The organism is Bacillus sp. CH_48, assembly GCF_038008465.1.
Lineage (GTDB): Bacteria > Bacillota > Bacilli > Bacillales > Bacillaceae_G > Bacillus_A > Bacillus_A thuringiensis_S.
Window position 1 is genome coordinate 3,834,489 of the sequence record NZ_JBBOZF010000001.1, and the last position, 20,071, is coordinate 3,854,559.

The window sequence follows — 20,071 nt, forward strand, 5'->3', positions numbered from 1 at the left end:
GTTTGTATAAGCGTTAAGTACTTCAAAATTTCAGTTTTACGGTTACATGTTGTGCTGTTTGCTTAAACAGGCCAATCCGATTAATATAGAAAATTTTTATCCTTGTTGTATTTGAATATGAAAGAGGTATTTATACCAGGAAATATAGGTGATTTTATATAAATTATAATATATAAATTTTGGCGTGGAGTGATGATATGGAAAGGTTTTTTGTAGAGTTAGTCGGATCAACAAATGATTTTTTATGGTCTAAATTGTTAATTATTATGCTTGTTATTTGCGGAATTTATTTTACATTTAAATTGAATTTTGTACAGTTTCGAATGTTAAAAGAGATGGTCCGTGTATTAATGGAGGGGAAAAGTGGTTCTAAAGATCAAATCTCTCCTTTTCAAGCGTTTTGTATTGGTATGGCAGCCCGCGTTGGGACAGGGAATATTACAGGAATTGCGATTGCAATTGCATTAGGTGGTCCTGGAGCTGTATTTTGGATGTGGATTATTTCTATTATTAGCTCGGCATCTAGTTTTGTCGAAAGCACATTAGCACAGATATATAAAGTAAAAGATAAAACTGGTTTCCGCGGTGGTCCATCCTATTATATGGAAAAAGGGTTGAATAAACGTTGGATGGGAGTATTATTCTCTATTTTAATCACAATTACTTTTGGACTTGTATTCAATTCAGTACAATCAAATACAGTTACAATTGCTTTTCAAAACTCATTTGGTACAGATCGTCTAACAGTTGGGATAATCATGGCCATTGCTTTCGCTGCGATTATTTTTGGTGGTGTACAACGTATTGCAAAAATGGCTGAATACAAGGTGGTATTTTTAGCGGTATTATACATTGGAGTTGCATTATTTGTTGTAGTTACCAACATATCAAAAATGCCGGAAGTTCTTTCTCTTATTGTTCAAAACGCATTTGGTTTTAAACAAATAGCAGGCGGTTCAATTGGTGCAGCACTTATGAATGGAGTTAAACGCGGTTTATTCTCAAATGAAGCTGGTATGGGAAGTGCACCAAACGTTGCTGCAACAGCAACAACAAGTCATCCGGTGAAACAAGGACTGATTCAAGCATTTGGTGTATTAACGGATACACTAATCATTTGTACTAGCACCGCCTTTATTATTTTGCTGTCTGATGCATATAAACAACCGGGGTTAAATGGTATTGCACTTACACAAGCAGCATTAAGTGAACACATAGGCCCTTGGGCATCGGGTTGTCTTGCTATCTTTGTTTTTTTATTTGGATTTGGTGCGTTAATTGGCAACTATTATTATGGTGAAACAAACATTCGCTTCTTACATACAAGTAAAGTGTGGTTAATGATATACAGAATAAGTGTGTTGGCTATGATTGTATTTGGTTCTGTTGCAAAGATTCAAATTGTATGGGATTTAGCGGACTTATTTATGGGCTTTATGGTTATTATTAATTTAATTGCTATTACCTTACTTTCAAAAGTAGCATTTGCGGCGTTACAAGATTATATAAACCAGAAAAAAGCTGGTAAAGATCCTATTTTTTATAAAGAAAACATTAAAGGACTTGAAAATATTGAATGTTGGGATAGTTATGAGAAAACTTCAAAAAAGAAAAGTGTGTAATAAGAAGGATATTCAGACTGCAATATGTCTGAATATTTTTCTTGGTTCTAGTGCAAATATTATTGATTATAGTAAAGAAAAAATCATTCTATATAAAGTTAATAGTACGGGGGAATATTATTAAATGATAAAGGATTCTAGCGTTCAAGTTGAGGGGCAAGAAAAAGTTTGCTTAGATCAATGGGTAGCTCATTATCGAGCGTATGCAGCTAAGGGACGAAGCGCCAGTTATATTCCCGCTCTGGGGGAAATAAATGTATCGCAGTTAGGTATTTGTATAGTAAAGCCAGATGGAACAATGATAAAATCAGGAGATTGGGAGATACCTTTCACATTACAAAGTATATCAAAAGTAATCGGTTTTATAGCCGCTTGTTTAAGTCGCGGTATTTCTTATGTATTAGAACGAGTTGACGTAGAGCCAACTGGAGATGCCTTTAATTCAATTATTCGTTTAGAGATACATAAACCAGGAAAACCTTTTAATCCTATGATCAATGCTGGAGCGATTACGATAGCTTCACTTTTGCCAGGGACATCGGTGCAAGAAAAATTAGAATCTCTATACGTATTAATTGAAAAAATGATAGAGAAGCGTCCCGCTATTAATGAAATAGTATTTCAATCAGAATGGGAAACGGCTCATCGTAATAGAGCATTAGCATACTATTTAAAGGAGAATGGTTTTCTAGAATCAGATGTGGAGGAGACACTAGAGGTTTACTTAAAACAATGTTCGATTGAAATAAATACAGAAGATATTGCCTTAATAGGGCTTATACTAGCACATGATGGATATCATCCTATTCGCAAAGAACAAGTGCTCCCTAAAGAAGTAGCTAGGTTAACAAAAGCTTTAATGCTTACTTGTGGAATGTACAACGCTTCTGGAAAATTTGCTGCTTTCATTGGATTACCAGCTAAGAGTGGGGTATCCGGCGGAATTATGACACTTGTTCCCTCAAAATCTAGGAAGGATTTATCGTTTCAAGATGGATGTGGTATTGGTATTTACGGACCAGCCATTGATGAGTATGGGAATAGTTTACCAGGAATTATGTTGTTAGAACATATTGCAAAAGAATGGGATTTAAGTATATTTTAAAAAGGAGCACAGATATTTTGGTGTTAGAGCGAGTCCAAAAGTGTTCAGACCTTATATTGTGTCTGAACATTTTTGAGTTATAAAGTATCTTTCTAAAGTAGAAGAGTGTAATGAATACTCACAATCTATAATGCTTTCGTTTATAACTTATTTATCAGTTTTTGAAAAAAATAGAGTAAGTATTGTATTAATGCAAATAGGTTTGTATACTGACTGTTAGGCGAAAGTGAGAAGTGATTATTTTGAATCTTAGTAATTTAGTAAAAAAAGACATCTATATTCTCGTTTTAATGATACTTACAGTACCCTTAGTAGGTGAAATAAAGTCATTTCCCTTAAATGAAACATTTAGAATGAGCTTTGGTGCACCAACATTTTTCTTTTTTTTGTTATTGTTTCGACGAGTTCCAGCATTTTTACCGGGTTTTTTAACAGCGATAGTCGTGGTAGTATTTCGTATCTCAATGGATGTCATTATAAAGGAAAATATGGATTGGCTAGCCGCTTTTCATACTCACTATCCTAGTTTTTTCTTTTATTTTACTTATTCGTATCTCTTTCATTTAGCAAAAATCAAACGTTTTTATCATCAACCACTAATGATTGGTTTTATTGGTTGCATGATTGAAATACTGTCAGACTGTGTGGAATTAATGATTCAATATTTCGTATTAAAAACATCGATCACATCCGAGGCAATAAATGAGATCATTGTTATCGCATGTTCCCATAGTTTTATAGTTCTAAGCTTTTTCAATATGATGAAATTGTATGAAGCACAATCAAGGGAGCGACATATAAAGAAACAAAATGAACATATGCTCATGCTCATCTCTAATTTATATGAAGATGCTGTTCATTTAAAAAAAACATTACAAGATGCTGAGAATATAACAAAAAAATCCTATGATTTATATAAAATTTTAGACTCTTTTGAGCATAAACAGATGGATTTTCAGTTTGAGGATTTAAGGCAACAGGCATTACAAATTGCTGGTGAGGTCCATGACGTTAAAAAGGATAACCAACGTATTTTTGCGGGACTTTCAAAACTAATTTCTGATGAAAGTTTTACAGATTATATGTCTGTACATGAACTAGTAAATATCATTATACGGGCAAATACGAAATATGCACAGTTGTTAGAGAAAGATATCCAATTTGTGTATAAAATTGATGGTGTGCATCCTCATTATCATATTTATACAATCTTATCTATTATAAATAATATCGTTACAAACGCTGTAGAAGCTATCCAAGGTATGGGAACCATCACAATTGACATTAATAAAGACCACCATTTTGTTGAATTTCAAATAGGCGATAATGGTCCTGGTATTTCTTCAAAATATAAAGATTCAATTTTTGAGCCTGGGTTTACTTCTAAATATGATGATTTAGGCAATCCATCGACAGGTATCGGATTATCGTATGTTAAAGAAATGGTCGCACAACTTGAAGGTGATGTTACGCTTGGGGACAGAACCGAAGGAAAAGGATCAATTTTTATAATTAGATTAGGGATTGATCATATAATTTCGAAAGGGTGATTCTATGTATTTTTATATAGTAGATGATGAAAAAGCGGTTCGCTCAATGTTGGCTCAAATTATCGAGGATGAAGATCTTGGGGAGGTTATAGGAGAAGCTGAGGATGGTTTATCTTTAGAGCAACAAATGGTAATCCTTAAAAATATAGACATTTTATTTATCGATTTGTTAATGCCGAATCAAGATGGAATAAAAACAATTCGTCAAATAAAGCCTTCGTTTAAAGGGAAAATCATCATGGTCTCTCAAGTAGAATCAAAAGAATTAATTGCTGAAGCTTATTCGCTTGGTGTTGAATACTATATTATTAAGCCAATTAACCGGATTGAAGTATTAACAGTTGTTCGGAAAGTCATTGAACGAATTCGTTTGGAAAAATCAATAAAAAACATTCAAGAATCGCTTAATATGGTACTAAAATTGGATAGTAATTCAAGTGTGCAAGAAAAATACCGTAATGAAAAACATTTAAATACTTTCAATCATTTTCAAAATTCCATTCATTTTCTTTTGTCTGAATTAGGAATAGCCAGTGAAAGTGGAAGTAAAGATTTAATGGATATGCTAGATTATTTATATAAATATGAACAAGATAACACGTTGGAACAAGGCTTTCCCTCACTAAAAGAGATTTTTATGAATTTGGCTCAAAAAAAACTTGGGGATTCAGCTGAAGATGCCGAATTAAAAAGGTTCATAGAAGCTTCCAAACAACGGATTCGGAGAGCTATTTATCAATCATTAAACCATTTAGCATCCCTTGGACTTACTGATTTTTTAAACCCGAAGTTCGAAAATTATGCTTCTAGATTTTTTGATTTTACTACCGTAAGGAGAAAGATGACAGAATTGAATAATGAACCAACATTACCTGCTCGTATTGATACGAAAAAATTTATTCAAGTTCTTTATTTTGAAGCAAAACGAATACACCTGGAGTTAAGATGATAAACTCTTGCTAATTATTATTTTCAATTGCTAGATTGATAATTGTTTTCATGTTATTTGTTTTATATAGTTTTTCTAAGAGAGTATTTTCCTTTATTTCATATTGATTTTAAAATCAGAAAATTCCGTATCGATTTGGTAGAAGTGTATGAACTTAGAACAAAAGAATATGTATTTTTTATTTTTTTAAACATTAATATTCATTAAAAAAAACGAGTATTTTCACAATAAAATATAAATACATAGTAAGTTGAATTTAAAAAAAGATGCTATCTTCTAGCATCTTTTTTTCTTTAAGAGGAAATATCATTGATCCTTATATTATTTGAAATTCAAATGCGGGCATATAAATAACGGAAAAGGAGATAATATTTAACAAATTATAATTGGAAATGGTATTTAGGTCAGAAATGTTTTTATACTAATTAGGTTATTGGTACTAAATAAGCATAATGTCTCGCTTTTCTGCTCTTTAATCTTATCGTTATTTTTTATTAAGTACATATCGTTTTTTAGAAATCTCAATCCTAGCAGAGTATATAAATTGGGTGATAAAAATGTGGAACATAATTACTTCTTATCTTCCAGATTGGAAAGTCTTTGTACAAGCTTTTATCTTGTTTTTAATTCCGTATACTATCTCAAGAGTTTTTCATTGGGTTCGTATGTCAGAGAAAGAGTGGGAAGAATGAGTTGGTGGAAGTCAAGAGACAAACAAGTGAAAAAAAATAATATTCAAAGTAAAACGAAACAAGAGCATAAACCTTCTCAAAATGCAATCGTTCATTTCACAAATGATTTTGCCTCTAACTTAGAACTCATAAAGCAACAAATCGGACATAATTCTGATGTTCGCTTTCGGAAGTTTAATATTGGACGCACAGATATTCAGGCTGGGATCGTTTTTGTTGATGGCCTATCAGATAAAGAGATAATTGACAAACATATTATGAAATTACTAATGGATGATTTTTCTGATGAATATAAAAATGAAACTTCTTATGTGGAGGGGACTGTTTCAAAAGAATATATTAAAAATAAAGTTCTTACAATTAGTGAAGTAGCAGAAGTCCATTACATAAAAGATTTAATACCCAAAGTATTGATAGGTTCAACAGCTCTTTTAATTGATGGTTTAGCAGATGTGTTTATTCTTGGTACAACAAAAGCAAATAAACGAAACATTGAAGAACCAGTATCGGAGGCATTAGTCAGAGGGCCACGGGTCGGTTTTACTGAAGTATTAAGTGATAATACCTCACTTTTGCGACGATATTGTGCGGATGAGAGCTTATCATTAGTAAAGCTACCAGTAGGAGAACGTGCAAAGAAAGAGTTAGTTGTCGCATTTATTAGAGATCTTGCTAGTACAGAATTGGTGGATGAAGTAAAAAACAGAATTCAGAAAATTGACATAGACAGTGTACTCGAATCTGGTTATATAGAGCAACTCATTGAAGATAATTATCTAAGTCCTTTTCCACAGATTCAAAATACAGAACGACCTGATCGTGTTATTAGTGCTTTAATGGAAGGTCGAGTAGCTATTTTGTTAGATGGAACACCATTTGTTTTAATTGCTCCAGTTACATTTAGTATGCTGCTGCAATCACCAGAAGATTATTATGAAAGGTGGCTTCCTGGTACGCTTCTCCGCTTATTACGCTTCATGACAGCTTTTGTTTCATTATTTGCTCCAGCACTGTATATTTCTTTTATTTCATTTCATCCAGGATTAATTCCCACTAAGCTCGCTATTTCTATTATCGGATCGCGAGAAGGAGTTCCTTTTCCCGCTTTAATAGAAGCGTTAATTATGGAAGTAGCTATCGAAGTTTTGCGAGAAGCAGGTTTACGTCTGCCTAAACCGATTGGACCTGCAATGGGAATTGTGGGCGGTTTAATAATTGGTCAAGCTGCTGTAGAAGCAGGAATTGTTAGTCCAATAATGGTTATCGTTGTTGCGGTAACAGCTATTTCTTCTTTTACTATTCCACAATATAGTGTAGGAATTACGTTACGCATTCTTCGTTTTGTAGCTATGTTTTGTGCTGCGATATTTGGTTTGTATGGAGTTATTCTCTTCTTTCTTTTACTTTGCAGTCATTTAGTGAAACTGAAAAGTTTTGGCGTTCCTTATACCAGTCCTGCTGTTCCATATCGATTCAGTGACTGGAAAGATTTTATGGTTCGCATGCCATTAAAAATAATGAGACGTCGACCAAAAATAATGCATACCAAAAAAAATATCCGCAAAAGGTAGCTGATGACGAAAGGAAGTGGCCTTCAGTGATTACTAAACTTAAAGACCGAATAACAACTTCACAGGCAGTTGTTATTATTGTAAATTACATACTTGGGACAGGAATTCTCACTCTGCCTAGAGCATCTGTGGAAAAAGTGAAAACACCAGATGTATGGATAAGTGTGATATTAGGTGGAATACTGGCAATGGTTTCAGGAGTAATTATGGTCAAATTAAGTCAGCAGTTTCCAGAAAAAACATTTTACCAATACAGTCAAGATATTGTAGGGAAATGGATAGGCAGGTTGCTTAGTTTTCTTATTATAGGGTATTTTCTTACAACTTCAGCATTTCAAATTCGTTCAATGGCAGAAGTAATAAGCTTTTTTTTGCTCGAAGGAACCCCCACATGGGCTATTGTTATGCCTTTTATGTGGATAGGTCTCTATTTGATTATGAGTGGTATTAATTCAATTGCACGGATGTTTGAAATAATATTTCCTATTACTGTTTTTATTTTTTTAATCATTTCCTTTATGAGCATCGGAATATTCGAGATAGATAATCTCCGTCCCGTATTAGGTTTGGGAATTAAACCAGTATTAGATGGGATAAAAACAACGTCTCTCGCATATACAGGTCCTGAAATTATGTTAATTCTTTTGGTATTTATGGAACAACGAAATAAAGCAGTAAAAGCTATTTTAGTTGGAATTTCTATTCCGTTAATCTTTTATGTAATAACTGTTGTAATGGTCATTGGTGCATTATCAATTGATGGGGTTGTAACAAGAACATGGCCGACAATTGACCTTATGCGCAGTTTTGAAATTTCTGGATTGATATTTGAACGTTTTGAATCTTTACTGCTTGTAATATGGATTATGCAAATATTTGCTACCTATACGATTAGTTATTATGCAGCTGCATTAGGATTAGCGCAACTCTTTAAAAAGAGTATTCATCCGTTTATTTTTGCTTTGATTCCAATCATTTACATCATTGCTATGACTTCGAAAAATATAAATGACTTGCTTAAATTGGGGGATATGCTCGGTAATGCTGCTTTATTTTTATTTGGTTTACTGCCACTGCTTCTTCTTATTATTACGCGATTAAAAGGAGGAGTAGTGTGAAAAATAAATTTAATTATATGCGGTTCTATTTTGCTTTGTTATGGACGCTTTTGCTTCTATTTTTAACAGGATGTTGGAGCAGTAAAGAAGTAGAAGAGTTGAGTTTAACTGCAGGTATAGCACTAGATAAAGGGAAGAATTCAACAATTGAGAAAGAAGATGAGGAAGGAGGTTATCCTAAAAGAAATCTTATAACAGCTACTTATCAAATTGTTAGTTCGCAAGCACAAAGTAAAGGAAATGGACAACAAAAACGTTATATTAATGTTTCTGAGACAGGTGATTCCATTCATCAAATTGTTCGTGAGTTTTCATTGAAAAGAGAGAGCACAATGTTCAGCCCACATTTAAAAAACATTGTTATTAGTGATAGTCTTGTACGTACATACAGTTTAGAACAATTACTTGAACAGTATCTCCGTGACAATGAAGTTCGGCTTAGCTGTATGCTCTTAATTAGCAAGGGGCTAGCGAAGGAGGTACTGGAATCAAACAAAAAAGGAGAAATTCCAGCATTTCGTTTGTCTGGAATTGCAGATAATAGAAATAGAACAACAAGGATTTTACCTCCTGTATCGCTCGCTAAATTGGAAGGAAAGATGCGGTCAGGGTCCAGTTTTCTTTTGCAAAATGTAATCTCGATAAAAGGGGAAACAAAATTTGCAGGAGCTGCTGTAATTAAAGGGAAGACAAAAAAGTTGATGGGCTTTTTAAATGAACAGGAATTGGAAGGAGTAGTATGGATAAACGGAAAAAGGAATGGTGGTGTGGTAAAAACTTTTGATAAAGAATCAAAGAAACTCATTATATACGAAATAAAGTCAATAAAAAGCAAAATCATACCACATGTTAACGGAAATAATATTTCCTTTGATGTAAACATTGAATCAGAAGGGCGTTTGTCTGAAAATTGGATGCAATCAGGAAAAGATTTTGAAAATGAATTTTTAAAAAAGGAAGAAAAAGCTATTGAAAAAGAAGTAAAGCACTTAGTACATCATGTTACAAAAAAAATACAAAAAGAATATCAAGTCGATATTGCGGGTTTTGGCAACCAATTAAGAATTAAACACCCGAGAACATGGGAGAAAGTCAAAAAAGATTGGGATCAAACATTTAGTAAAGTACCGATTAAATATCATATAAATGTAACTATACAAGATTATGGAGCGTCAAGTTTAAAACGATGAGATACCTTAATTGAAATTATATTTGAATCAAAACAAAAAGTTATAAAAGTTTTAATTTGAAAATTTTTGTAACTTTTTGTTTTTTTATGTCCTTCTTATTATAGATTAAAGAAATGATTTTATCCCGCTATTTGCCGGGCAGTAAGACTCACACCTCAAAATTCAGCGAAAGCAAAGAAGTTATTAGAGGTATATGTAAGCTCTATATAGGAAGGAGAATTTTGAAATTCTATTGATAAATCAAGTAATTGTAATAGCCCTTATTTAGAATAATAATTTCAAAATCAATAAAATTTAGAGTAGAAGGAGCAAGAGCAAATTATTATGAATAAACAAATAGGTTTTATCGGATGTGGAAACATGGGTATTGCTATGATAGGTGGGATGATTAAAAAAAATATAGTTTCTCCAGATCAAATAATTTGTTCAGATTTAAATGTCATTAATTTAAAAAATGCTAGTAATGAATATGGCATAACTATAACTACTAACAACAATGAAGTCGCTAACAGCGCTGACATTTTAATTTTATCAATCAAACCAGATTTATACTCATCGGTAATTAACCAAATAAAAGATCAAATAAAAAATGATGTAATCGTTGTAACTATTGCTGCAGGAAAAAGTATTAAGAGCACTGAGAATGAATTTGGTAGAAAGTTGAAAGTTGTTAGAGTAATGCCTAATACACCGGCACTTGTTGGAGAAGGAATGTCTGCGTTATGTTTTAATGAAATGGTTACAGAAAAAGATATAAAAGAGGTACTGAACATATTTAATATTTTCGGCCAGACGGAGGTCATAAATGAAAAACTAATGGATGTTGTTACATCTATTAGTGGTTCTTCTCCAGCATATGTGTATATGTTTATAGAAGCCATGGCAGATGCTGCTGTACTTGGCGGTATGCCGAGAAAACAAGCTTATAAATTTGCGGCTCAGGCTGTATTAGGTTCTGCAAAAATGGTATTGGAAACAGGAATACATCCAGGTGAATTGAAGGATATGGTTTGTTCTCCAGGTGGAACGACGATAGAAGCTGTAGTAACGCTAGAAGAAAAAGGTTTAAGAACAGCTATCATTTCAGCTATGAAACGTTGTACGCAAAAATCTATGGAAATGTCTAGTTTAACTAGTAAGTGAGAAGCGAATTTATATAATATTTCAAATCTATTTAATGTAAAAGAAATATTATGAGGCTAGTTAATAACTAAGTAAATTTATATACAACACTAACGAGAAGAATAAACCTTATTTTAAAGGGGATACAGAAAATATGAGTAATTTACTAAAAAAGAAATCCGTTACACAATTGTTAGAGCATAATCAAAGCAAGACTTTAACGAAAACATTAGGAGCATTTGATTTAATTATGTTAGGGGTAGGCTCGATAGTTGGAACAGGTGTTCTTGTGTTAACTGGATTAGTAGCAGCAAGAAATGCTGGTCCAGCAGTTGTTTTTTCATTTATACTTGCAGCAATTATATGTGGATTTATAGCATTATGTTACGCGGAAATTGCTTCTACACTCCCGGCGTCTGGTAGTGTATATACGTACTCATATGCAACAATTGGTGAGTTTGTTGCTCATCTAGTAGGTTGGTCATTGCTGTTAATATATATCGTGGCAACAGCGGCTGTCGCTGCTGGATGGACAGGCTATTTCCACAATTTAATAAAGGGATTTGGATTAGAGATACCTAAAGCTCTAGTAACGATTCCTTCGCATGGTGGTATTGTGAATCTACCAGCAGTAATCATTACATTGATATTAGCATGGATGTTATCCCGTGGTACAAGGGAAAGTAAACGAATCAATAATATAATGGTATTGATTAAAATTGGTATGATTTTGTTGTTTATTACAGTTGGTATATTCTATGTAAAACCAATGAACTGGATACCAATTGCACCATACGGTTTAAGTGGGGTTTTTACGGGGGGAGCAGCTATTTTATTCGCTTTCACAGGTTTTGATATATTAGCAACTTCAGCAGAAGAAGTAAAAGATCCGAAGCGTAATCTTCCCATCGGTATTATTGCATCATTAATCATATGTACAATTATTTATGTTATCGTATGCCTTGTTATAACAGGAATGGTTTCCTATAAAGAATTAAATGTCCCTGAGGCAATGGCTTATGTAATGGAAGTGGTAGGACAAGGAAAAGTCGCTGGTGCAATTGCTGCAGGTGCTGTAATTGGCCTTATGGCTGTTATTTTTTCCAATATGTATGCGGCAACACGAGTATTCTTTGCAATGAGTCGTGATGGATTGTTACCGAAATCATTTGCGAAAGTTAATAAGAAAACTGGAGCACCCACTTTTATAACTGGATTGGCAGGAATAGGGAGCTCTATAATAGCTGGGTTTATTGATTTAAAAGAATTGGTTAATTTAGTTAATATCGGTAGTTTGGTGACGTTTGCGTTAGTTTGTCTATCAGTTATTATTCTACGTAAATCACACCCAAATTTAAAACGTGGATTTATGGTACCTTTTGTACCTGTATTACCAAGCGTTTCAATTGTATGTTGTTTGTTTTTAATGCTAAATTTACCGTTAAGGACATGGATGTACTTTAGTATTTGGATTACTATTGGGGCAGTCATATATTTCTTTTATTCGATAAAACACAGTAATTTAAATGAGGAAACGATCTCGAAATTACATGATAAAATTGCGAGATAATAACGATAGAAAATTTTATTAATAATCATATTGATAGTTGAGTAACATAGAAACAGTTTTTTGACATTTAGCAAGAGATAAAATAAGAGATGCTAGGGCAGCTAAGTACTTTTTTAGAAACCTTGCTTGTTTTTTACGATTTAAAACTGCTAAGGAGAGAGAAGTATGAGTGAATTGCATTTTATGAGTATAGAAGAATTGGATAATAAATTGAAAAAATCTGACAGTGGTATTTATTTCATTAAAGATTATAATGACAATATTATTTATGTAGGCAAGGCTTTTAGTATAAAAAGTAGAGTATTAGCTCATTTTAATAGTTATTCCAATATTGAGGAATATGTACATTTATTTAATAAAGTAGCGTATCTCATTGAAGATAGTTTGTTAAAACGCTCATTGTTACAAGTTACTTATATGATTAAATATAAACCAGTATTAAACAAAGAAGTACAAAAAGAATTCCCAGAGTTGTATACTCAATACATTAAGCAGACAAATAAAAAATCTATGTTGTTAGAAATTGATGAAGCTAAAGAAAAAGGGGAGGAGTTAAAGAATAAATTAGTAAAATTAGTGGGTGGAAAAACTATGTTTTATGACATAATTTCTCTGTTAAACAATGGATATAACTATCATGTTCTCGCAAAAGTATTGAGCATAGAACTTCAAACTTTAATTATAATGAAAGAACACCGAAATAAATTCCCGATACCACATAATTATAAGAGGACAATAAAACATCAAGATATAATGTATGCTTTATCTGGAAAAAAGAATTTAAGTACTTCAAGGTTAAACACTTAACTTTAAAATAGTAAATTCGTTGCTTTTGTAGCTTTTATTGTTATATTGAAATGTAATGTACATTTGTGTTTCAAATTTAATTGGTGGAATAAGGGGAGGGAAAGGGTTCCTATAAAAACACTGGAAGAAATTAGGTCGCTTATGCATAAATAGCATAAGTAGGCACATGTTATTTATAAATATATTGGAAGTGCAATTATAAATATTCAAAGATACGAAAGTAATACAAAGGAAATTCTTATTTCTGCTACTACAAGTACTATTGAGCAAATGAAGTATGAAATTGCTTTTGAACTAAGAGTCACACTGGGACCTGATACATCACATCATCTGCAAATGGTTCGGATCGGTGGAGAGTTTACAAAACGCTTAGTTTGAATGGCTGAAAAACAGTTAACAGGTCAATACAGATTACACTAAGAAAATAATCCGTATATATACGGATTATTTTTCCTTTAATTTACAAAAAAATAAATTTCGAAATTGAAAAAACCTCTCAGATTCCTTTGTAATAATCTTTTTTAGTTGTGTTAATGACATAGGTATCGAAAGGTGGTAAATTCGATACGAACGATGTATGATCCCTTAAAAGGGTTTTTGTGTTATTTATAATTTTAATTCCATAATACTTAAGCCGATATAATAAAATGTTTTATGTCTAAATTGATATAAAGTAATAATCATTAAGTGATATTTCTTTTTTTATAGAATAAGTAAAAACTGATACTGTAGTAATTACTGTTTTGAGATCAATTTACTGTGTACCTTAATTATTGAAGTTTTTTGTTGATTAACAACTATTGTGTTTGGAAATTAATAATAAGTTTATCCCGCTATTTGCCGGGCAGTAAGACCCCCACCTCAAAATTCAGCGGAAGCAAAGAAGTTAGGTGGGGGATCAACTGTCTGTAAAAGCCCGATTTGTGTGGGCTAATAATCAGTGGGGGATGAACAAAACCCCCACTGATTAAAGTTTCACTTTATGTGATGCGGTAATAAAACTAGCTATTTTGCTATTCTTAGTATTTGTAAAGTCTATATATTTTTCCCTCTTTTGTGGAAAGTAAAACTAATGTTACGACCAGTAATATAGTGTCATTTTTTGAATATTCCATTCGTTTTTTATTTTTATTTTTAGTTGATGAAAAGACCTTTCTCTCAATTAAATGTTTAATTGAGCACTTGAATTTCCTCCACCTTGTACTTTTCAAAACATAGTGTTTCAAAAATAGCCGTATCGCTTTCCTCTTTTTCCGATTTCACGACTTCTTTATTATCTTTTTCTAAAATTTGGAGCAAAATAGTTTTTCAGTTTCATATTTAAATTAGCAGTATTTATTTTTTGAATTCAATTTGTATAAATGATTGAATTGGAACTTTGACTGTTATTTCTTGCGGTGGTACAGTATCTCCTGTTACTTCCGTTTTATTTGTAATATTTTTCTATCTTGGTCCTCGCATTGACTACCACTGTATTTTGTAGTGCTTCACTGTTTTCTCAAGTTCAATAATTATATCTTGTAGAATTAAGAAAAGAACTTAGCTTATTTCGTTTACTTATCTACTCTGATATTTAGATGCTAACTACAATTAAATAATATATGATTTTTATAAAAAAGATATAGTAATATTTTGTTGTGAATTGTACTAATTTGATATTTTATAGTATTATTTGTCGTGAATTATATCTAACAGAATATATTTTATGGATCTATAAAGGAGAATGTAATGAATACTTCTATCGATATACAACACTTGTGTGATCTTGCACATAAAGCATTTAATGCCCCTGTACATATTTTATCTGCAGACAGAAAAATTTTATATCATTCTACATCTGATAATGTTTGTAGTCCTTTTTATTCTTCAAAAGAAGAACATCTTAGTGATATTTATCAAGAAAACGATCCCTTTAACTTGCCACTTTTCCGAAGTAACAACTATCTTGAAAATTTTGTTCTAATTCATATAGAAAATCATGATGATATTAAAGGGACTATTATAATCGGTCCTACTATACATCCAAAAGATTCAGATGATATGATCATAAAATTTCAGAAAGAATTTAAATCAAATGATAACATTCAAGAAAGACTTGCCTATTATCAGTGTTTATCTGAGATTAAAAAAACTACATTAATTGATATGGGAATTCTATTACATTACATGATTTTCAATGAAAAGTTAGATGTAGATATTGTCTTGGAAAAAAATAAAGTACTAGAGGAAATTCCTAATAAAAATGTGAAACCTGATTTATATATTTTAAAACGTCGACAAAACAAACCTAAAACGCATAATATGTCATTAGTAAATGATTTCTTTTCGACTATTAAAGAAGGGAATAAAAAAAAGTTAATACAGTATATGTATGCGGTTTCGCAAGAAGATGTTGAACTTATGCTAATAGAGGATCCGCTCAGGAATCAAAAAAACCTTGGAATTATTGCGATTACCTTAGCCACTCGATATGCAATAGAAGGAAACCTGCCACCAGATATTGCTTTTGCTCATAGTATTTTATATATACAAACCCTGGAACAATTAGATAATGTAGAATCTGTAAAGCGATTGTCAGGGGATGCTTTACGTACTTTTGCAGATCGTGTGAAAGAATACAATGCAAAAAAGTATTCTTACGCGGTTACTACATGTATAAAACATATTAATAAAAATGTTTACGATGGAATATCTCTGAATGAACTTGCTAATCATTTAGAAATTACGCCTACTTATCTGTCTAAACTATTTAAAAAAGAAATGGGAATTACTTTAAGCGAATATATTCAAAGGGAACGAGTGGAAGAAGCAAAGAAATTATTAACACTCACTACTTATTCGTTATCAGATATCTGTGCTTGGCTTAACTTTAATGACCAAAGTTATTTTATAAGAGTTTTCAAAAAAATCACTAGCATGACCCCTAGGCAGTACCGTGAAAAATATACAATAATATAAGTTTGTTATCTACTGTCTCCAATGTAAAGACTTAAACATGGGTGTAAGTATCCCAAAAAATGAAAATTCACTAACCATTATTTTGCTAAAGGAAACAAAAAGATAGAAGGCTGCAAAGTGTTCCAAGGAAGCTTTGCAGCTTTTTTGTAATTTAAAACCTATGTTTATAACGATGATAAGTTTATAGACTAATATCTTTATATTAGATATTCATTAATAATGATATTAGGATATTTCGTGAAAAAATCAATAATATAACATATATTACTAAATATATCTACATTTTATGCAATTATACATAACTAAATAAAGGTAAAAAAGTATAAAAAAACCTATTATATTATTCTATAAGTATTTTTTCTAAAATAAAATTTCTTGGTTGAGCTAAAATAGTTATTTTTAACCGTATACACATTAATTTGTAATCATTACAATTACAGAAATGAAATTTACGAATAACTATATTTATATAATTTTTTTCGGTTCATATTTTTATTTAACAGTAAATTATCGAGCATAATCGACAAAATTTTTCTATTTACGCATTAAAAATTTAATGTTTTAATGAACAACATAACTGGTATGACCAGACAGAAAGGAGAAGGTTACGCTAATAGGAATTATAGTGAAGTTATAAGTAACATTATGTCTTTAATAATTTTCTAAATAGTCAATTTATTTACGGGAGGTCAAGAATCAAATTGGTAATAAACGTGTTCTAAGTTTCTGCATAACAAAAGTGAAGTTATTCCGCAATAAAAGTATAAGCAATGTACAGTATAATTTCACCTTTTGTTGTCTACTAAGGAGTTTGCTGACAAAACTAAGAGGGATATTATCAAATTGAAATTAAACAATGTTATGACAAGATTAACTGTAAGCATTGGTTTATTGATCCTCACGATTCTGTAAGTTAAACCGCAACTTTAGGAAAGAATTAATAATTTACTACTCATAAGGTGCCTGATTCAAATATAGTTAATAAATTTTTGTTATTTATATTTAAAAAAATAGAGTATCGAAATGAGAGATAAATAAAATCCTTACATCCTATTAGAAGTAAAAAACAACGATATTAACGTATCTGAAAGATTTCTCCTTCTTATCCAGTTTACAAAGAGAGCGGTCGTACAAGTTATATGAATTAAGTTATAAAAACAATGGTAAAGGAGTGTACGGAATGAAAACTAAAATAATGACAGGATTATTAGTCACATCCATTGTAACTGGAGCAACTATTCCTATCAATACTCTCGCAACACCAATCGTTCAAGCGGAAACTCAACAGGAAGGCATGGATATTTCCTCTTCATTACGAAAATTAGGTGCGCAATCTAAATTAATCCAAACGTATATTGATCAATCTTTAATGAGTCCTAATGTACAGCTAGAGGAAGTCCCAGCTTTAAATACCAATCAATTCCTAATCAAACAAGATATGAAGGAATGGTCATCGGAACTCTATCCACAGTTAATTCTATTAAATTCAAAAAGTAAAGGATTTGTAACAAAATTTAATAGTTATTACCCGACATTAAAATCGTTTGTAGACAATAAAGAAGATAGAGAAGGGTTTTCGGATAGACTTGAAGTACTTCAAGAAATGGCTATGACGAATCAAGAAAATGCGCAACGACAAATCAATGAATTAACAGATCTTAAATTACAGCTTGATAAAAAATTAAAAGATTTTGATACTAATGTGGCAACTGCGCAAGGCATACTAAGTACAGATGGAACAGGAAAAATAGATCAGTTAAAAAATGAAATATTAAATACCAAAAAAGCAATTCAAAATGATTTACAGCAAATTGCATTAATACCAGGAGCTTTAAATGAGCAGGGATTTGCTATATTCAAAGAAGTTTATAGTCTTTCAAAAGAAATTATTGAACCAGCTGCTCAAGCAGGGGTGGCAGCATATAACAAAGGAAAAGAAATTAACAACTCTATTCTAGAAGCGGAGAAAAAAGCGGCGCAAGAAGCGACAGAACAAGGTAAAACTGCTCTAGAGATTGAATCAGCAAAAAAAGCAGCTCGTGAAGCAATTGAGAAAAGCAAACAAGGTGAAATAGCAGCCGCAGCCGCAGCAAAAACACAAGAGTATGACCTGATGAAGGTCATTGATACCGAAAAGATTAAGAAAACATTTGGCGTTTTTGCTGAAGTAAATAAATTAACAGCAGAACAGCGAGCATATTTAGATGATTTAGAGAAACAAAATCAAAAAATATATGATTTAACAACGAAACTATCAATAGCTGATTTACAAAAATCAATGCTTCTTCTTACACAAAATGATTTGCATACGTTTGCAAATCAAGTAGATGTAGAACTGGATCTACTAAAGCGCTATAAAGAAGATTTAAATCTAATAAAAAATAGCATTACAAAATTATCTACTAATGTTGATACAACTAACGAGCAGTCTCAAAAAGATACATTAAGACAATTAAAAAATGTAATAAGTTACCTTGAAGAACAAGTATATAAATTTTAATATTGCGTTTTTAGGGAATTCATACAGATTATAAGCATTTAGCGAAAGAAGGAGAATAGTCATGAAAAAATTTCCATTCAAAGTACTAACTTTAGCTACATTAGCAACTGTTATAACTGCTACTACCGGTAACACTATTCATGCATTTGCACAAGAAACGACCGCTCAAGAACAAAAAGTAGGCAATTATGCATTAGGCCCCGAAGGACTGAAGAAAGCATTAGCTGAAACAGGGTCTCATATTCTAGTAATGGATTTATACGCAAAAACAATGATTAAGCAACCAAATGTAAATTTATCTAATATCGATTTAGGCTCAGAGGGGGGAGAGTTGCTCAAAAATATTCACCTTAATCAAGAGCTGTCACGAATCAATGCGAATTACTGGTTAGATACAGCGAAGCCACAGATTCAAAAAACTGCTCGTAATATTGTAAATTACGATGAACAATTTCAAAATTATTACGACACATTAGTAGAAACTGTACAAAAGAAAGATAAGGCAGGTCTAAAAGAGGGTATAAATGATTTAATTACTACAATCAATACAAATTCAAAAGAAGTTACAGATGTGATTAAGATGCTACAAGACTTCAAAGGGAAACTATATCAAAATTCTACAGATTTTAAAAATAATGTTGGTGGTCCAGATGGGAAAGGTGGATTAACTGCAATATTAGCAGGTCAACAGGCAACGATTCCACAACTTCAAGCTGAAATTGAGCAACTTCGTTCTACTCAGAAAAAACATTTTGATGATGTATTAGCATGGTCAATTGGTGGTGGATTGGGAGCAGCTATTTTAGTTATTGCAGCTATTGGAGGAGCGGTAGTTATTGTTGTAACTGGCGGTACAGCAACACCGGCTGTTGTTGGTGGACTCTCGGCTCTTGGTGCAGCTGGTATCGGTCTAGGAACTGCGGCTGGTGTCACAGCATCTAAGCATATGGACTCCTATAATGAAATTTCTAACAAAATCGGAGAATTAAGTATGAAAGCAGATCGTGCTAATCAAGCAGTTCTTTCGCTTACTAACGCGAAAGAAACATTGGCATATTTATATCAGACTGTAGATCAAGCGATATTGTCTCTAACAAATATTCAAAAGCAATGGAATACAATGGGCGCAAATTATACAGATTTACTGGATAATATCGATTCTATGCAAGACCACAAATTCTCTTTAATACCAGATGATTTAAAAGCCGCTAAAGAAAGTTGGAATGATATTCATAAAGATGCAGAATTCATTTCAAAAGATATTGCTTTTAAACAGGAGTAGAACTGAAATTTAAAACCTAAATTGGAGGAAAATGA

Annotated in this window: 15 protein-coding genes; 14 read left to right on the top strand and 1 reads right to left on the bottom strand. The window is 32.0% G+C overall.

Going from position 1 to position 20,071, the window contains the following annotated elements:
- Positions 1-197: 197 nt before the first annotated feature.
- The 11 genes from N2V92_RS19230 to N2V92_RS19280 all read left to right on the top strand — a co-directional run bounded on the left by N2V92_RS19230 (position 198) and on the right by N2V92_RS19280 (position 13,674).
- On the top strand, positions 198-1,622 hold the full coding sequence (locus N2V92_RS19230) for an alanine/glycine:cation symporter family protein (RefSeq protein WP_000439283.1): 1,425 nt from the start codon (positions 198-200) through the stop codon (positions 1,620-1,622).
- A 124-nt stretch (positions 1,623-1,746) separates the two neighbouring features.
- The gene (glsA, locus tag N2V92_RS19235) at positions 1,747-2,727 is read left to right on the top strand and encodes a glutaminase GlsA (RefSeq protein WP_000588648.1); all 981 of its coding nucleotides are present in this window, start codon (positions 1,747-1,749) and stop codon (positions 2,725-2,727) included.
- A gap of 233 nt (positions 2,728-2,960) precedes the next feature.
- Positions 2,961-4,277: a sensor histidine kinase gene (locus N2V92_RS19240; protein WP_000584809.1), complete on the top strand. Its 1,317-nt coding sequence runs from the start codon at positions 2,961-2,963 to the stop codon at positions 4,275-4,277.
- 4 nt (positions 4,278-4,281) lie between these two features.
- Positions 4,282-5,226: a response regulator gene (locus N2V92_RS19245; protein WP_000274088.1), complete on the top strand. Its 945-nt coding sequence runs from the start codon at positions 4,282-4,284 to the stop codon at positions 5,224-5,226.
- Positions 5,227-5,914: 688 nt separating this feature from the next.
- Positions 5,915-7,489: a spore germination protein gene (locus N2V92_RS19250; protein ID WP_042598242.1), complete on the top strand. Its 1,575-nt coding sequence runs from the start codon at positions 5,915-5,917 to the stop codon at positions 7,487-7,489.
- Positions 7,490-7,515: 26 nt separating this feature from the next.
- A complete protein-coding gene (locus tag N2V92_RS19255; protein ID WP_000628928.1) occupies positions 7,516-8,607 on the top strand; it encodes a spore germination protein in 1,092 nt (363 codons plus the stop codon).
- Positions 8,604-9,797, top strand: coding sequence for a Ger(x)C family spore germination protein (locus N2V92_RS19260; protein WP_000790795.1), 1,194 nt, complete (start codon positions 8,604-8,606; stop codon positions 9,795-9,797). Before N2V92_RS19255 ends, N2V92_RS19260 begins: the two co-directional genes overlap by 4 nt.
- 324 nt (positions 9,798-10,121) lie before the next feature.
- Positions 10,122-10,940: a pyrroline-5-carboxylate reductase gene (gene proC, locus N2V92_RS19265; protein WP_001041290.1), complete on the top strand. Its 819-nt coding sequence runs from the start codon at positions 10,122-10,124 to the stop codon at positions 10,938-10,940.
- 133 nt (positions 10,941-11,073) lie between these two features.
- Positions 11,074-12,489: an amino acid permease gene (locus N2V92_RS19270; RefSeq protein ID WP_042598240.1), complete on the top strand. Its 1,416-nt coding sequence runs from the start codon at positions 11,074-11,076 to the stop codon at positions 12,487-12,489.
- 165 nt (positions 12,490-12,654) lie between these two features.
- Complete coding sequence (locus N2V92_RS19275) at positions 12,655-13,296, top strand: excinuclease ABC subunit C (RefSeq protein WP_001292160.1); 642 nt, start codon at positions 12,655-12,657, stop codon at positions 13,294-13,296.
- A gap of 198 nt (positions 13,297-13,494) precedes the next feature.
- The gene (locus N2V92_RS19280) at positions 13,495-13,674 is read left to right on the top strand and encodes a small, acid-soluble spore protein, alpha/beta type (protein ID WP_042598237.1); all 180 of its coding nucleotides are present in this window, start codon (positions 13,495-13,497) and stop codon (positions 13,672-13,674) included.
- 792 nt (positions 13,675-14,466) lie between these two features.
- On the opposite strand, the gene N2V92_RS19285 is transcribed toward N2V92_RS19280, so the two are convergent.
- Positions 14,467-14,595 (bottom strand): hypothetical protein, encoded by a 129-nt coding sequence (locus tag N2V92_RS19285; protein ID WP_003281887.1) that lies wholly within the window; start codon positions 14,593-14,595, stop codon positions 14,467-14,469.
- Positions 14,596-15,024: 429 nt separating this feature from the next.
- Here N2V92_RS19285 and N2V92_RS19290 point away from each other — a divergent pair, with 429 nt between their 5' ends.
- From N2V92_RS19290 to hblD, 3 genes are all read left to right on the top strand, one after another.
- Positions 15,025-16,254: a helix-turn-helix domain-containing protein gene (locus N2V92_RS19290; RefSeq protein WP_001097907.1), complete on the top strand. Its 1,230-nt coding sequence runs from the start codon at positions 15,025-15,027 to the stop codon at positions 16,252-16,254.
- A 1,180-nt stretch (positions 16,255-17,434) separates the two neighbouring features.
- Positions 17,435-18,754 carry a hemolytic enterotoxin HBL lytic component L2 gene (gene hblC / locus N2V92_RS19295; RefSeq protein WP_000850235.1) on the top strand — a complete coding sequence of 440 codons (1,320 nt, stop codon included), beginning with the start codon at positions 17,435-17,437 and terminating at the stop codon, positions 18,752-18,754.
- A 61-nt stretch (positions 18,755-18,815) separates the two neighbouring features.
- Positions 18,816-20,036, top strand: coding sequence for a hemolytic enterotoxin HBL lytic component L1 (hblD, locus tag N2V92_RS19300; protein ID WP_000714435.1), 1,221 nt, complete (start codon positions 18,816-18,818; stop codon positions 20,034-20,036).
- Positions 20,037-20,071: the final 35 nt, after the last annotated feature.

Coding starts and splice junctions, on each gene's coding strand:
- N2V92_RS19290 (WP_001097907.1), top strand. CDS start 15,025: ATGAATACTTCTATCGATATACAACACTTGTGTGATCTTGCACATAAA.
- N2V92_RS19230 (WP_000439283.1), top strand. CDS start 198: ATGGAAAGGTTTTTTGTAGAGTTAGTCGGATCAACAAATGATTTTTTA.
- hblD (WP_000714435.1), top strand. CDS start 18,816: ATGAAAAAATTTCCATTCAAAGTACTAACTTTAGCTACATTAGCAACT.
- N2V92_RS19250 (WP_042598242.1), top strand. CDS start 5,915: ATGAGTTGGTGGAAGTCAAGAGACAAACAAGTGAAAAAAAATAATATT.
- glsA (WP_000588648.1), top strand. CDS start 1,747: ATGATAAAGGATTCTAGCGTTCAAGTTGAGGGGCAAGAAAAAGTTTGC.
- N2V92_RS19245 (WP_000274088.1), top strand. CDS start 4,282: ATGTATTTTTATATAGTAGATGATGAAAAAGCGGTTCGCTCAATGTTG.
- N2V92_RS19275 (WP_001292160.1), top strand. CDS start 12,655: ATGAGTGAATTGCATTTTATGAGTATAGAAGAATTGGATAATAAATTG.
- N2V92_RS19270 (WP_042598240.1), top strand. CDS start 11,074: ATGAGTAATTTACTAAAAAAGAAATCCGTTACACAATTGTTAGAGCAT.
- proC (WP_001041290.1), top strand. CDS start 10,122: ATGAATAAACAAATAGGTTTTATCGGATGTGGAAACATGGGTATTGCT.
- hblC (WP_000850235.1), top strand. CDS start 17,435: ATGAAAACTAAAATAATGACAGGATTATTAGTCACATCCATTGTAACT.